Below are 12,878 nucleotides of genomic sequence, written 5' to 3' on the forward strand. Positions count from 1 at the left end.
CCTCGTACGGCAAAGGGCCCGGATCCCCTGCGGATCCGGGCCCTTCTTCCTGTCCGGGGCAACCCGCCCGGCACCCCACCGCGTTCGACAGGTGTGAGAGTCCGGACAGACAGACGAGGACACGACGATGGCCCCCGACGGACCCGACGGATTCGAGGAGTTCGTCGCCGCCCGGGGCCCCCGGCTGCTGCGGGTGGCCTGGCTGCTGACCGGCGACGCGCACCTGGCGGAGGACCTGCTCCAGACCGCGCTCGCCAAGGTCTGGCCGAAGTGGCACCGGATCGCCGACGACCACCCCGAGGCGTATCTGCGCAAGACGCTGGTGACCACGTACACCTCCTGGTGGCGGCGGCGCTGGCGGGGCGAGGTCCCGCACGGCGAACTCCCGGACGCCGCCGGGCAGTTCGACGCGTACGAGGGCGTGGACCTGGAGCAGTCGCTGGCGGCGGCCGTCCGCGCGCTGCCCGCCCGTCAGCGCGCGGTGGTGGTGCTGCGCTACTTCGAGGACCTGAGCGTCGAGGACGCGGCGGCCGTGCTCGGCTGCGCCCCTGGCACGGTCAAGAGCCAGGCCGCCAAGGCGCTGCGCACCCTGCGGACGCTGCTGCCCGTACTGATCGAGGAGCGCCGTGACTGACGACCGTTTCCCCGGCTCCCTCAGGCCGGACGACGACGAGCAGGCGCTGCGGGTCCTGCTGGAGCGGGCCGTGCCCCGGCTGCCCGTCCCCGCGACCCGGCTGGACAAGGTGCGCGAGCGGCTGGCGCGGCGCAGAAGGCGGCGGGCCGCCGGGGGCGCGGCCGTCGCGGTGGTCTCGCTGGTGGCGGCCGGTGCGCTGCTGCCGGACGCGCTGCGCACCGAGCCGGAGAAGGCGCCCCCGGCCGCGACCCCGCCGCAGGCGGTGACCGAACCGGCCGGGGTGCGGGCCGACTTCCCCGACCTCGGCGGACTGGTGCTGCGGCTGCCCGCGTCCTGGGCCGCGCTGCGGCTGCCCGACGGGCAGAAGACCAGGACGCTGCCGTCGGGCTATGTGGCCGCGCAGCCGCTGAGGTCGTACGAGCAGGCCTGCTCGGAGCAGAAGACGTCCGACGGGTCCGGTGTGCTGTGCGAGCCGGTGGAGCGGCTGGCCCCCGACGGCCTGCTGCTCACGCTGTGGGGCCTGCCGGGCGGCGGCGACAGCGCCGGGGCCCTTCCGTCGGGGACGCCCATGGAACGCGTCCCGGAAGTGCCGGTGGACTGCCGCCGGTTGGGCGCCACCGCCTACTACACGACCAAGCGCGCGACGGCGGATCCCATGACGGTGCTGTACGCCACCCTGTGCGTCAACGGCACCGATGCCGATGCCGACGGGCGGGCCGCCGAGGCGGCCGCGCTCCTGGACAGCGCCACCTACGACCTGGGGGCCTCGGCCACCGCGGCCCCCACCCCCAAGGGGCGCGGCCGGTGACCGCCCCCGCCACCGACCGCTCCGCGACGAGAGGCTCCGCCATGTCCGTTCGTACCGTCCGGGGTGCCTGGGTCGCCCTCACGCTGGCGGCGCTGCTGCTCACCGGGTGCGGCCACGACGGCCAGGGCGTCCGCGACGAGGGCGACGGCCCCGGCACGCTCGCCGACGTGAGCACGGACGTGAGCACCGACTCCGTCAGCGACTCCGGCGGCGGCGCGCACGCCGGCCGGGCCGCGCCCGAACCCGTACGCCCCCGCGAGATAGCCGGCCTCGGCTCCACCACCCGCGCCGGTATCCCCGCCGCCAGCACCCAGGCGCTCGTCGTCACCGGCGAGGGGCCCGACGCCAGCCGGTCCACCGCCGTCCTCTACACCCGCGACCCGGTCAAGGGCTGGCAGCCCGCCGACGGCCCCTGGCCCGCCCGCAACGCGGCGCGCGGCTGGACCCCCGAGCACCACCAGGGCGATCTCCGCTCGCCCGTCGGGGTGTTCGGCCTCACCGACGCGGGCGGCCGCCTCGCCGACCCCGGCACCCGGCTCCCGTACGACCAGGGCTCCGCCTTCACCGCGGGCGGCACCGGCGTCGAGGGCGAGCCGCTCGCCGGGTCCTTCGACTACGTGGTCGCGGTCAACTACAACCGCAAGCCCGGCACCACCCCGCTGGACTGGACCCGGCCGCTGGGCGCCGGGCGCGGCGGCGGGATCTGGCTGCACGTCGACCACGGCGGCCCGACGCACGGCTGTGTGGCGCTGCCGAAGGAACGGATGCGGCAGCTGCTGCGCACCCTGGACCCGGCGCGCACCCCGGTGGTCGTGATGGGGGACGCGGCGGCCCTGGCCCGCTGACCCCCCTGCCCGCCCTCAGTCCTCGTCCCTGGACGGTAAGTCCGGGGACGGGGGTCCGGTGGGGCGGTTCGCGCTCTGGCGGTTCGCCTCACGGACCTTGCGGATGAGCTCTTCCCGGCGTTGGGCCTCTTCCTCGGCCCGCTGCTGATCGGTACTTCTCGGCACGGCGCGCACCCCCTCATGCACGTTCCCCTTCACGTGCAGCGTGCGCGCACAGCACGCGCCCCGCAACCGCGGACGGCATGCGAAGGGCCCGGAACCTGGCTGGTTCCGGGCCCTTCACCCAGGCGTGAGGACTACGCGGGCTTCTCTTCCAGGCGGGGGAAGAGGACCGCGCCCTTCGTCACCGTCGCGCCGACCGGGAGCTGGCCCCAGCGGCCCGCGTCCTGGACCCGCTGGTCCGCCAGCGGCCCGAGGTCGGCGGCCTCGGCGCCGAGCGAGTCCCACAGCTTCTGCGAGGTGTCCGGCATGACCGGGTTCAGCAGCACGGCGACGGCCCGCAGGGACTCGGCGGCCGTGTAGAGGATGGTCGCCAGGCGCGCCCGGCCCTCCTCCGACTCGTCCTTGGCCACCTTCCACGGCTCCTGTTCCGTGATGTAGCCGTTGACCTGCTTCACGAAGTCGAAGACCGCCAGGATGCCGCCCTGGAAGTCCAGCTCCTCGCCGATCTTGCGGTCCGCCTCGGTAACGGCCCTGGTCAGGCCGTCGGCGATGGCCTGCTCGGCCGGGCCGGACGCGGTCGCGGCCGGGAGCGTGCCACCGAAGTACTTGCCGACCATCGCCGCCACGCGCGAGGCGAGGTTGCCGTAGTCGTTGGCGAGCTCCGAGGTGTACCGGGCGGTGAAGTCCTCCCAGGAGAAGGAGCCGTCCTGGCCGAAGGCGATGGCGCGCAGGAAGTACCAGCGGTAGGCGTCCACGCCGAAGTGCGAGGTGAGGTCCTGCGGCTTGATGCCGGTCAGGCTCGACTTGGACATCTTCTCGCCGCCGACCATCAGCCAGCCGTGGCCGAAGACCTGGCCCGGCACGGGCAGTCCGTTGGCCATCAGCATCGCGGGCCAGATCACCGCGTGGAAGCGGAGGATGTCCTTCCCGACCAGGTGCACATTGGCCGGGAACGTCTCCTCGAACTTCTCCTGGTTCGCGCCGTAGCCGACGGCCGTGGCGTAGTTCAGGAGGGCGTCGACCCACACGTAGATGACGTGCTTGTCGTCCCACGGGATCGGGACGCCCCAGTCGAAGGCCGACCGCGAGATCGACAGGTCCTGCAGGCCCTGCTTCACGAAGTTCAGGACCTCGTTGCGGGCCGACTCGGGCTGGATGAAGTCCGGGTTCGCCTCGTAGAACTCAAGGAGCTTCGGGCCGTACTCGGACAGCTTGAAGAAGTAGTTCTCCTCCTTGAGGATCTCCACCGGCTTCTTGTGGATCGGGCACAGCTTGGTGCCGTCCTCCGCCTCCAGGAGGTCCCCGGGGAGCTTGTACTCCTCGCAGCCCACGCAGTACGGGCCCTCGTAGCCGCCCTTGTAGATCTCGCCCTTGTCGTACAGGTCCTGGACGAACTCCTGCACCCGGTCGGTGTGCCGCTTCTCCGTCGTACGGATGAAGTCGTCGTTCGCGATCTCCAGGTGCTCCCAGAGGGGCTTCCAGGCCTCCTCGACGAGCTTGTCGCACCACTCCTGCGGGGTGACCCCGTTCGCGTCGGCCGTGCGCATGATCTTCTGACCGTGCTCGTCCGTGCCGGTGAGGTACCACACCTTCTCGCCGCGCTGACGGTGCCAGCGCGTGAGCACGTCGCCTGCGACGGTCGTGTAGGCGTGGCCCAGGTGAGGAGCGTCGTTGACGTAGTAAATGGGGGTCGAGACGTAAAACGCCTTCGCCCCCTGCTTCTCGGATCCAGTGGCCGCCATGGTCGAAATCCTAACGGCCGCGGGAAGATCCACTCACCCGCATAAACCCGCGGCGGCCGGTGGAGAGGTCCGCGAAACATCCGTTCCCGTACGAAGGACGCATCCTGGGAGGAGAGGGGGCGGGTACGTGAGCGGGGAACGGCAAGGGGAACAGCGCATGCGGGTACTGGTCGCCGAGGACGAGGAGGTCCTCGCGGAGCTGGTCGCGACCGGGCTGCGGCGGGCCGGTTTCGCCGTCGACACGGTCTACAGCGGCGACGCGGCGCTCGCCTACCTGGGGCTGCACGACTACGACGTGGTCGTCCTGGACCGCGATCTGCCACGGGTGCACGGCGACGACGTGGCCCGCCGGCTGGTCGCCTCCGCCGCGCGCACGAGGATCTTGATGCTGACCGCGTCCGCGGCCACGGAGGACCGGGTGGAGGGCCTGGACCTGGGCGCCGACGACTACCTCGGCAAGCCCTTCGACTTCCCCGAGCTGGTCTCGCGGGTGCGGGCGCTGCGGCGGCGCAGCGCCCGGCCGGTGCCGCCGGTCCTGGAGCGGGCCGGGCTGCGGCTCGACACGGTCCGGCGCACGGCGGAGCGCGAGGGGCGTTCGCTCGACCTCTCCCCGAAGGAGTTCACGGTCCTCCAGATCCTGCTGGAGGCGGACGGCGGGACGGTGTCGGCCGAGGAGCTCCTGGAGCGCGCCTGGGACGCCAACGCCGACCCCTTCACCGGCGCGGTCCGCGTCTGCCTCAGCAAACTGCGCGGCAAGCTGGGCGAGCCCGCGCTGATCCGTACGGTCCAGGGCGTCGGGTACGCCCTGTGATCCGCACCCGGGTCGCCCTGGTCTTCGGCGCGGTCTTCCTGGTCCTCGGGGCGGTGCTGCTCGGGGTGGTGAACCTGCTCTCCCGGGCCGGTACGCAGGAGCAGGCGGCCACCATCGCGACCCGCGCCACCACGGTCCAGCCCTTCGAGGCGGCGCGCGGGACGCAGGGGCCGGTGCTCGCGCCGCTGGCCGTACGGCAGGTGAGCGAGGACGTGAGCGACGCGGCCTGGCGGCAGAACGCGGTCTGGTCGTCGATGGCGCTGCTCGGGGTGGCGTTCCTGGCGGTGGCGGTCGGCTGGTACACGGCGGGGCGGCTGCTGCGGCCGGTCCATGTGATGACGGAACGCGCGAAGCGCCTCTCGGCGGACAACCTGCACGAGCGGATCGGCGCGTCCGGGCCCGACGACGAGCTGAAGGAGCTCGGCGACACGATCGACGACCTGCTCGCGCGGCTGGAGAAGGCGTTCGACAGCCAGCGCCGGTTCATCGCCAACGCCTCGCACGAGCTGCGCACCCCGCTGGCGACCCAGCGGGCGGCGATCCAGATCGGCCTGGACGACCCGACCCCGGACGACCTCGCCCGTACGCGCGCGACCCTCCTCGACAACAACCGCCGCAGCGAGGCCCTGATCGAGGGCCTCCTGATGCTGGCCCGCAGCGAGCGGGGCCTGGCGGAGCGGGAGGAGGTGGATCTGGCGGAGGTGGTACGGGAGGAGGCGGCCCGGTACCCGCGCGCGACGGTCACGGGGGTGCGGTCGACGCGGGTCTCCGGCAACCGCGCGCTCCTGGCCCGCCTCGTCGCGAACCTGCTGGCGAACGGGGCGGCGTACCACGGCGGGGTCGAAGTGGCCGTCTCCGAAGGCGGGTTGACGGTGTCCAACCCCGGCGGGGTCGAGGTGCCGGAGGCCGAGGTCCCCGCCCTGTTCGAGCCGTTCCGGCGGGGGGAGGGGCGGGACCGGATGGGGCCGGGGGCGGGCCTGGGCTTGTCGATCGTGCGCTCGATCGCGCAGGCGCACGGGGGGACGGCGGTGGCGGCACCGCTGCCGGGGGGTGGCTTGGCGGTGAAGGTCCATCTGCCCGGCCTTCGTCTGCGGCCCGGCGTGGGCTGAGCGCGCAGTTCCCCGCGCCCCTTAGGTAGTCCGCCGTGGCCGGGGAATCCAGCTCAGCCACAGGCTTTTAGGGGCGCGGGGAACTGCGCGACCAGCCCGCCACGGTCCGCAGACGACCGACGTTTTTAGGGGCGCGGGGAACTGCGCGAGCAACCGACCACCGGCCCGCAGACGAACCCCGGGCCAAAAAGGGGCGCGGGGAACTGCGCGCTCAGCCCCCACCGGCCCGCAGGTGAAGAACCGCCCGCGCGGAGCGCTAACGCCGGGCGAACCCGCCGACCAGCCCCGCGTACAGTGCCGCGTCCGCGAGCTCACGCGGCACCGGCCCCGCATGGAAGAACCCCGCATTCCCCGCATCCGCATCCAACTTCCGCAAGAAGTCGAACGCCTTGCTGTCGTCCTCCCCGAACGCCACGAACTGCCAGAACAGCGGCAGACCCGCCGCATCGGCGAGCGCCTGCCGAGCTGCCACCTTCGCATCGGGCGCCCCGTCGGTCTGGAAGACCACCAGAGCGGGCCCGTCGTACTGGCTCTTCTCGTAGTGCTCCACCACCGCCTCGACGGCGGAGTGGTAGCTGGTCCGCCCCATACGACCCAGCGCCGCATGCGCGTCGTCGACGACGTTCTCGTACGACGTGAGCGAGACCTCGGCCGTACCGTCGAGCTCGGTCGAGAAGAACACCGTGTGGACGGCGGCGTCCTCGTCCAGGTGCGCCGCGAGCGCGAGCGCCTGCTCGGCGAGCTGCTGGGCGCTGCCGTCCTTGTAGTACGGCCGCATCGACCCGGACCGGTCGAGCACGAGGTACACCTTGGCCCGCGCCCCGACCAGCCCGGCCTTGCGCAGCTGTGCCCCGGCGGCCTTGTAGTGCTCTACGAGCCCGGGAGCGCGGGACTTGATACGGGGGAGGGTGACGGCAGAGGTCGCCTTGGCGGCGGGCTGCACGGCCTCGGCCTCAGCCACGACGGGCTCGGGCTCCGCAGCAACAGGCTCCGGCTCCGGCTCGGCCACAACAGCCACCGGCTCGGGCTCAGCCACCACAGCCTCGACCTCGGGTTCGACAGCCTCCACCACCGGCTCGGCCGCCGCAGGCTCCGGCTCCGGCTCCGTCACAACCTCCGGCTCCGCCGGAACCCGCGGCTGCGGGACCTCGGAGGCGGCCGCAGCGGAAGGCGCGTCCTCCGTCGGACGTGCCGGGGACGGGACCGCCGGGCGGGACGGGGTCGCGTCGAACGCCGCCGCGACCAGCTCCTCCGCGGGGGAGAGGTCACGGCGGGCCGGCGCCGGCACGGTCGGGGACGCGACCGGTGCCGACTCCTCGGCGGGGGTCGGCACCGTGGCCGCGGCCGGAGCCGATTCCTCCGCCGGAGCCGCCGTCAGGTCGGCGCTCTCCGCGTCGCGATCGCGTCCGAACACTTTGCGCAGCAAGCTCCGAATGCCCATGGGCGAGGCCTTTCGCATGAGTTGGGTGCGATATGCGTAATCTGGCGTTACGTATCCACGCCGCGTGAGCGGGCCCACGAGCGTGGACACGTAAGGTTAGCGATCCGATCCGGTCAACCTCGGCAGGGGGCGGACGACGCCGTACCGGTTACGTCCCCGACGGCATCCGCCACCGCGCGATCTGCTGCTCCGGATCGCCCGTGTACACCCACGGCACCCGCGCCGCCCGCTCCCCCAGCAGCCCCACCAGCGAACGCGCCTCCAGGCCAAGGCCCGCACAACACGCGGCGTGCGCCAGATAGTTGAGCTCGGCCGCCTCCGCGAGCGGCACCGGGCCGGGTGGGCGCCCGCCGAGCCAGCGGTCGTAGGTGCGGCGCAGCTCGGTCACCGCCAGCTCGCCGCTCCAGTGCTGCCCGAACCCCCGCACCGGCTGCCCCTTGGCGCCCTCGGCGGCGTACCGGTACTCCTCCACCCGGGCGATCTGCACCAGCACCGGCAGCGCCGAGCCCTCGGGAGCCGCGCCCGCCGCGTCCCGGGCGAAGTCGTACATCGTGCCGTGTGTCCCGTGCCAGCGGGCCGAGAAGTAGCGCAGCATCTGGACGTGGCCCTCCACGTGGTACGGGTCGCGGCGGCGCAACTCGTCCCACCAGCCGCGCAGATCGCGCCGCCCCACCCCGCCCTCGTACAGCCGCGCCACCGTGAGCAGCGACGCCCACGGCATCGGGTCGGCGGGGTGCGCGTCGGCCGCGCCGAGGCAGGCCATCACCGCGACGTCCAGCCGGTCCCGGTCAGGGAGGGCCCCGCGACCTGCGGCGATGGCCCGGTTGAAGACCCGGACCACCTCGGTCGCGGCCCGCAGCACGGCCGCGTCCGCGCTGTCCGGCTCGGCGGCCCGCCACGCCTCCACCACGGTGGAGCCCGCGACGGCGGGCGCGAGCAGCCGGATCCGGTGGGTGCGCAGTGGCCAGTTGTCGCCGGTCGCCCGCAGCAGGTCCCGTACGCCCTGCCAGCGCCCGATCACGATGTCGTGCCGGGCGGTGGCGAGCGCGCGGTCACCGAGGTCCGGGCAGAAGCGGACGGCGGAGGACCGGCGGCGGGAAGCGGCCATCAACACCCCTCTCTGGTCGATGGGTATACGGGTCGGGACCGGTCGATCAGAAGTCCGTCGGCAGGGCCGCGCCCGCGTACTCGGGGCGGCCCGGGCCGGAGGAGGCGTACACCTCGTCGACGGCGATGGCCCGGCCCGCGTCGAGCGCGGCGGGCCGGTAGTAGGCGCTGCCGCGCCGCCAGTACCAGAGCATCGGGGCGAGCCCGGCGGCCAGACCGCCCAGGCCGATGGTGATCGCGGCGCCGCTGAGCTGGGTGAGCGAGGCGACGAAGACGCAGAACATGAAGAGCGCGCCGAGCGCGGGCCACAGCCCGCCGAAGACGAAGGAGCCCACCGATTCGGTGAGCGTGCCGCGGTACGCGACGACCGCGGCCAGGCCCGCCAGGCCGTAGTAGAACGTGGTCTGGAGGCCGATCGCGGCGAGCGCGTCGGCCATGATCTCCTCGACCGAGCCCAGCGCGTTGGAGGCGACGAACAGGCCGAGGGCGACCGCGCCGACCACCACGACGGCGACCCAGGGCGTGTTCCAGCGGCGGTGCACGGTGCCGAGCACGGCCGGGAGCGTACGGTCGCGGCCCATCGCGAACAGCGAGCGGGTCACCTGGAGCAGCGTGGTCTCCAGGGTGGCGATCGTGGACAGGACCACGGCGAGCACCATGAGCTTGCCGCCGACGCCGGGCCAGATGGTCTCGCCGAGCACGGCGAGCACGTTGGACTCGTGCTGCTCGATCGCGCCCGGCGTCAGCGTCATGTTGACGGCGACGGTGAAGCCGACGAAGAGCAGGAAGACGACGGCGAGGCCGACGAGCGCGGCGAACCCGGCGGTGCGGCGGCTGTCGCGGGTCTCCTCGCTGAGGTTGCTGGTGACGTCCCAGCCCCAGTAGTAGAACGCGGCGATCAGGGTGCCGGAGGCGAAGCCGCGCAGCCCGTCGAAGTGGCCGAAACCCAGCCACGACCAGTCGAAGGGGGCGGCGCCTCCGTGGTGCAGGAGCGCGCCGACGGCGAAGACCACGAGGATCGCGAGCTCCACGCCGGAGACGATCACCTGGGCGCGGGCGGAGAGCCGGGCGCCGCCGAGCACCACGGCGAGCATCAGCAGGAACCAGCCGGCGCCGGTGGCGGTGGCGAGCGCGGTGTGGCGGGCGAGGTCGGGGTCGACGAGTGCGAGGGTCATCTGCCCGGCGGGCAGCGACCCGGCGACCATGAAGATGGTGGCGGCCACGACGAGCGCCCAGCCGCTCATGAAGCCGAGGAAGGGGTGCAGGGTGCGGGCGACCCAGGAGTAGGCGGCGCCCGCGTTCACGTCGAGGCGCCCGAGCCGTCCGAAGGCGAGGACGATGCCGAGCATGGGTATCGCGCAGTAGAGCAGCGCGGCGGGTCCGGCGAGGCCGACGGCCCCGGTCAGTACGGCGGTGGTGGCGGCCAGGGAGTACGCGGGCGCGCTGCCCGCGACGGCCATGACCACGGTGTCGAACGTGCCGAGGGCGTTGGCGCGGAGCCCTCTGTCGGTGCGGCTTCTGCTGTTCATGGCCGTCCTTTGCTGCGCGACGCGACATATGGCGGTATGTCGGAACTCCGTTCCCGCGGGCGGGCGTTGGAGATCGCGTGCATCGTAATGGCCGCGACGCTTGGATCCAGCCATCCCGGATGCGGTGGTGTGCGCGCGGGCCGGTGGCGGGCTGGTCGCGCAGTTCCCCGCGCCCCTTAGATGCCGCTGCGCGGCAATCCCCGGGCCGGCCCGAAGGGGCGCTTCTAGGGGCGCGGTGAACTGCGCGACCAGCCACCCACCCAGCCGCAGGCGGGGGACCCGGAGAGGGGGCTTAGCCCGGTACGGGGCGCAGGGCCCGGGGGCCCGACAGCCACGTGCGGTAGGGGGCGGACATCCGGGCCGCCTCCCAGTACGCCGCGTCCAGCGCCGAGTGCACCGTCCCGTACAACGCCTCCTCATACGCCCCCGCCCGCGCGGCCAACAGCAGCCGTACCGCCAGCGGATCCCCCCGCAGCGGCCGGATCGCCATGTCCGGGCGCGGCCGGGAGGTCGGCTGGCACGGGGTGACGACCTCACCGGTGGCGACCAGGGACGCGGCGGTGAGGTAATCACCGTGCAGCACCCGCGGATTGAGCCCGGCGGCCGCGAAGACGCGCCGCAGCCCGTCCCACTCACCGTCCACGCTCGGATCGACCATCCACCGGTCGCCTGCCAGGTCGGCGAGGTCCACGACCTCGTCCTCGGCAGCCGGGTGGTCGACGGCGAGCGAGATGAACTGGGGCTCGCGCTCGACCAGTACGCGTAGGTCGAGCCCCTCCGGCACCCGCAGCGGACACCCCTCCACCTGGTGGACGAAGGCCACGTCGAGCTCGCCCGCCGCGACCAGGCCGAGCAGCGCGCCCGCGGAGACGTCGACGTGGAGCTGGGTCTCGGTGCCGGGCAGCCGTTCGCGCAGCCGCCGCAGCCAGCCGGGGATGGCGCGGCTGGCGGTGGAGCCGATACGGAGGCGGGGCCGCCCGTCGATCCCGTCGACGGCCGCGCGCACGTCGGCGACCAGCGCGTCCATCCCGGCGAGCAGGGGGCGGGCGCGGCTGAGGACGGTCCGGCCGAGGGGGGTCGGGCGGCAGCCGGTGCGTTCGCGGGAGAAGAGCAGGCCGCCCAGTGAGTGCTCGATCCGCCGGAGCTGGGTGGTCAGGGCCGGCTGGCTGGTTCCGAGCAGCCGCGCGGCCCTGTGCAGACTGCCGGTGTCGGCGATCGCACAGAGGGCGCGCAGGTGCCTCACGTCGAGCTCCATGGCCCGAGGGTAAAGGGATTGTCATGTCCGCACTAGACGGCCGATTCCCCGCCGATAACGCCGAGTTATCGCCGATTGCCATCATCCCCGCGCGTACCCGGCTCCCCGACACTCGCCCTGGTCCCCGGCAACCCACCGGGGCCACCCCCACGAGAACGACCAGGAGCCCCCCATGAGACACCAGAGGACTGTCGTCGTTTCCACCGCGCTGGGTCTGGCGCTCGCCGGCCTCGGCGCGATCCCCGCGACGGCCGCCCCGTCCGCCACCTCCGCCACCTCCGCCACCTCCGCCTACGTGCACGGTTCGACGTACGCGGGCTCGGCGAAGGAAGCCGCCAACAACAAGGCGTTCTACGACGCCGTGATGAAGTCGGTGGCCAAGAAGCGGGCCGCCAACCCGCTGGCGGCCTCCGTCACCGTCTACTACAGCACCCGCAACGCGCCGAGCTTCCGCTCCCAGATATCGCAGTCCGCGCAGATCTGGAACTCCTCGGTGCAGAACGTCCGCCTCGCCGAGTCCTCCTCCGGCGCGGACTTCTCGTACTACGAGGGCAACGACCCCAACGGCTCGTACGCGTCCACGGACGGGCACGGCAGCGGCTACATCTTCCTCGACTACCAGCAGAACCAGCAGTACTACTCGGTCCGCGTGGTCGCCCACGAGACCGGCCACGTCCTGGGCCTGCCGGACCACTACTCCGGTCCGTGCAGCGAGCTGATGTCCGGCGGCGGCCCGGGCACGTCGTGCCGCAACGCGTACCCGAACAGCACGGAGAAGTCCCGGGTGAACAGCCTGTGGCGGAACGGCCTGGCGACGGCGTTCAAGCCGGCGGCGTAGAGACCCCGCTTCCGACTCGGCGTGCGGGCCGGTGGGGCACCCGGGTGTCGTACCCCTCTGGCAGCATGAGCGCATGCCGAACGTCTCTCCCCGCCGTCCGTGTCCGTCGTGCGGCCGTGCCGTGGCCGTGGTGGCGGGCAAGTACGTGCGCCACGATCCGCGTACGCGCGCGTCGGGCGGCGGGGAGCTGACGCTGTGCCCCGGCTCGAAGCGCCGGGCCCCGGCGGCGGCCCCCCAACGAACCCTGGACGGCTTCGAACTGGCCCCGTTCCCGGGCCAACTCCCCCTGTTCTGAACCTCGCCCAACCGCCCACCCGTGCGGCGGGGTTGGATCGGCCCGGTGTTCGTCTGCGGGCCGGTGGTGGGCTGGTCGCGCAGTTCCCCGCGCCCCTAAGAACGTCGGTCGTCTGCGGGCTGTGGCCGGTTGCTCGCGCAGTTCCCCGCGCCCCTGAGATGCGCCCCTTCGGGCCGCCCCAGGGGATTGCCGCGCAGCGGCATCTTCAGGGGCGCGGGGAACTGCGCGACCAGCCCCCACCGGGCCGCAGACGAAGAACGACGCATTCCGCGAAGCGGGCAGACGCCGACGGCGAGCGACCA

At 73.2% G+C, this 12,878-nt stretch carries 12 protein-coding genes; 7 read left to right on the forward strand and 5 right to left on the reverse strand.

What is annotated here, in order from left to right:
- Window positions 1-127 precede the first annotated feature (127 nt).
- The 3 genes from IE252_RS27400 to IE252_RS27410 are packed head-to-tail and all read left to right on the forward strand — an operon-like array spanning window position 128 to window position 2,287.
- Window positions 128-634 carry a SigE family RNA polymerase sigma factor gene (locus tag IE252_RS27400; protein ID WP_190092114.1) on the forward strand — a complete coding sequence of 169 codons (507 nt, stop codon included), beginning with the start codon at window positions 128-130 and terminating at the stop codon, window positions 632-634.
- Entirely contained in the window at window positions 627-1,442 is an 816-nt protein-coding gene (locus IE252_RS27405; protein WP_190092115.1) for a hypothetical protein, read from the forward strand. The genes IE252_RS27400 and IE252_RS27405 overlap by 8 nt, the downstream gene beginning before the upstream one ends.
- Before the next feature lie 41 nt (window positions 1,443-1,483).
- Window positions 1,484-2,287: a L,D-transpeptidase family protein gene (locus tag IE252_RS27410; protein ID WP_190092116.1), complete on the forward strand. Its 804-nt coding sequence runs from the start codon at window positions 1,484-1,486 to the stop codon at window positions 2,285-2,287.
- Window positions 2,288-2,583: 296 nt separating this feature from the next.
- Here the strand turns inward: IE252_RS27410 and metG are convergent, their stop codons facing one another.
- A complete protein-coding gene (gene metG, locus IE252_RS27415) occupies window positions 2,584-4,191 on the reverse strand; it encodes a methionine--tRNA ligase (protein ID WP_190092117.1) in 1,608 nt (535 codons plus the stop codon).
- 157 nt (window positions 4,192-4,348) lie between these two features.
- On the opposite strand from metG, the gene IE252_RS27420 reads away from it, so the two are divergent.
- Together IE252_RS27420 and IE252_RS27425 are read left to right on the forward strand one after the other, a co-directional pair.
- Window positions 4,349-5,002 (forward strand): response regulator transcription factor, encoded by a 654-nt coding sequence (locus IE252_RS27420; protein ID WP_190092118.1) that lies wholly within the window; start codon window positions 4,349-4,351, stop codon window positions 5,000-5,002.
- Window positions 4,999-6,111, forward strand: a complete 1,113-nt coding sequence (locus IE252_RS27425; RefSeq protein WP_229848814.1) for a sensor histidine kinase — start codon at window positions 4,999-5,001, stop codon at window positions 6,109-6,111. Before IE252_RS27420 ends, IE252_RS27425 begins: the two co-directional genes overlap by 4 nt.
- A 256-nt stretch (window positions 6,112-6,367) precedes the next feature.
- On the opposite strand, the gene IE252_RS27430 is transcribed toward IE252_RS27425, so the two are convergent.
- From IE252_RS27430 to IE252_RS27445, 4 genes are all read right to left on the reverse strand, one after another.
- Complete coding sequence (locus tag IE252_RS27430) at window positions 6,368-7,525, reverse strand: VWA domain-containing protein (protein WP_373298621.1); 1,158 nt, start codon at window positions 7,523-7,525, stop codon at window positions 6,368-6,370.
- A 175-nt stretch (window positions 7,526-7,700) separates the two neighbouring features.
- The gene (locus tag IE252_RS27435) at window positions 7,701-8,660 is read right to left on the reverse strand and encodes a hypothetical protein (RefSeq protein ID WP_190092120.1); all 960 of its coding nucleotides are present in this window, start codon (window positions 8,658-8,660) and stop codon (window positions 7,701-7,703) included.
- Between the two features lie 46 nt (window positions 8,661-8,706).
- Window positions 8,707-10,188 carry an APC family permease gene (locus tag IE252_RS27440; RefSeq protein ID WP_190092121.1) on the reverse strand — a complete coding sequence of 494 codons (1,482 nt, stop codon included), beginning with the start codon at window positions 10,186-10,188 and terminating at the stop codon, window positions 8,707-8,709.
- 292 nt (window positions 10,189-10,480) lie between these two features.
- The gene (locus IE252_RS27445) at window positions 10,481-11,443 is read right to left on the reverse strand and encodes a LysR family transcriptional regulator (protein ID WP_190092122.1); all 963 of its coding nucleotides are present in this window, start codon (window positions 11,441-11,443) and stop codon (window positions 10,481-10,483) included.
- Window positions 11,444-11,615: 172 nt separating this feature from the next.
- Between IE252_RS27445 and snpA the strand changes: the two genes are divergently transcribed.
- Both snpA and IE252_RS27455 read left to right on the forward strand, forming a co-directional pair.
- On the forward strand, window positions 11,616-12,281 hold the full coding sequence (gene snpA, locus IE252_RS27450) for a snapalysin (RefSeq protein ID WP_190092123.1): 666 nt from the start codon (window positions 11,616-11,618) through the stop codon (window positions 12,279-12,281).
- 73 nt (window positions 12,282-12,354) lie between these two features.
- Window positions 12,355-12,576 carry a hypothetical protein gene (locus tag IE252_RS27455; RefSeq protein WP_190092124.1) on the forward strand — a complete coding sequence of 74 codons (222 nt, stop codon included), beginning with the start codon at window positions 12,355-12,357 and terminating at the stop codon, window positions 12,574-12,576.
- Window positions 12,577-12,878: the final 302 nt, after the last annotated feature.

The sequence above is a fragment of the Streptomyces melanogenes genome (genome assembly GCF_014649795.1).
GTDB lineage: Bacteria > Actinomycetota > Actinomycetes > Streptomycetales > Streptomycetaceae > Streptomyces > Streptomyces noboritoensis.

Excerpts from the sequence above, each read along its gene's own strand:
- IE252_RS27410 (WP_190092116.1), top strand. The coding sequence starts at position 1,484 with ATGTCCGTTCGTACCGTCCGGGGTGCCTGGGTCGCCCTCACGCTGGCG.
- IE252_RS27455 (WP_190092124.1), top strand. The coding sequence starts at position 12,355 with ATGCCGAACGTCTCTCCCCGCCGTCCGTGTCCGTCGTGCGGCCGTGCC.
- IE252_RS27435 (WP_190092120.1), bottom strand. The coding sequence starts at position 8,660 with ATGGCCGCTTCCCGCCGCCGGTCCTCCGCCGTCCGCTTCTGCCCGGAC.
- IE252_RS27445 (WP_190092122.1), bottom strand. The coding sequence starts at position 11,443 with ATGGAGCTCGACGTGAGGCACCTGCGCGCCCTCTGTGCGATCGCCGAC.
- metG (WP_190092117.1), bottom strand. The coding sequence starts at position 4,191 with ATGGCGGCCACTGGATCCGAGAAGCAGGGGGCGAAGGCGTTTTACGTC.
- IE252_RS27440 (WP_190092121.1), bottom strand. The coding sequence starts at position 10,188 with ATGAACAGCAGAAGCCGCACCGACAGAGGGCTCCGCGCCAACGCCCTC.
- IE252_RS27400 (WP_190092114.1), top strand. The coding sequence starts at position 128 with ATGGCCCCCGACGGACCCGACGGATTCGAGGAGTTCGTCGCCGCCCGG.
- snpA (WP_190092123.1), top strand. The coding sequence starts at position 11,616 with ATGAGACACCAGAGGACTGTCGTCGTTTCCACCGCGCTGGGTCTGGCG.
- IE252_RS27420 (WP_190092118.1), top strand. The coding sequence starts at position 4,349 with ATGCGGGTACTGGTCGCCGAGGACGAGGAGGTCCTCGCGGAGCTGGTC.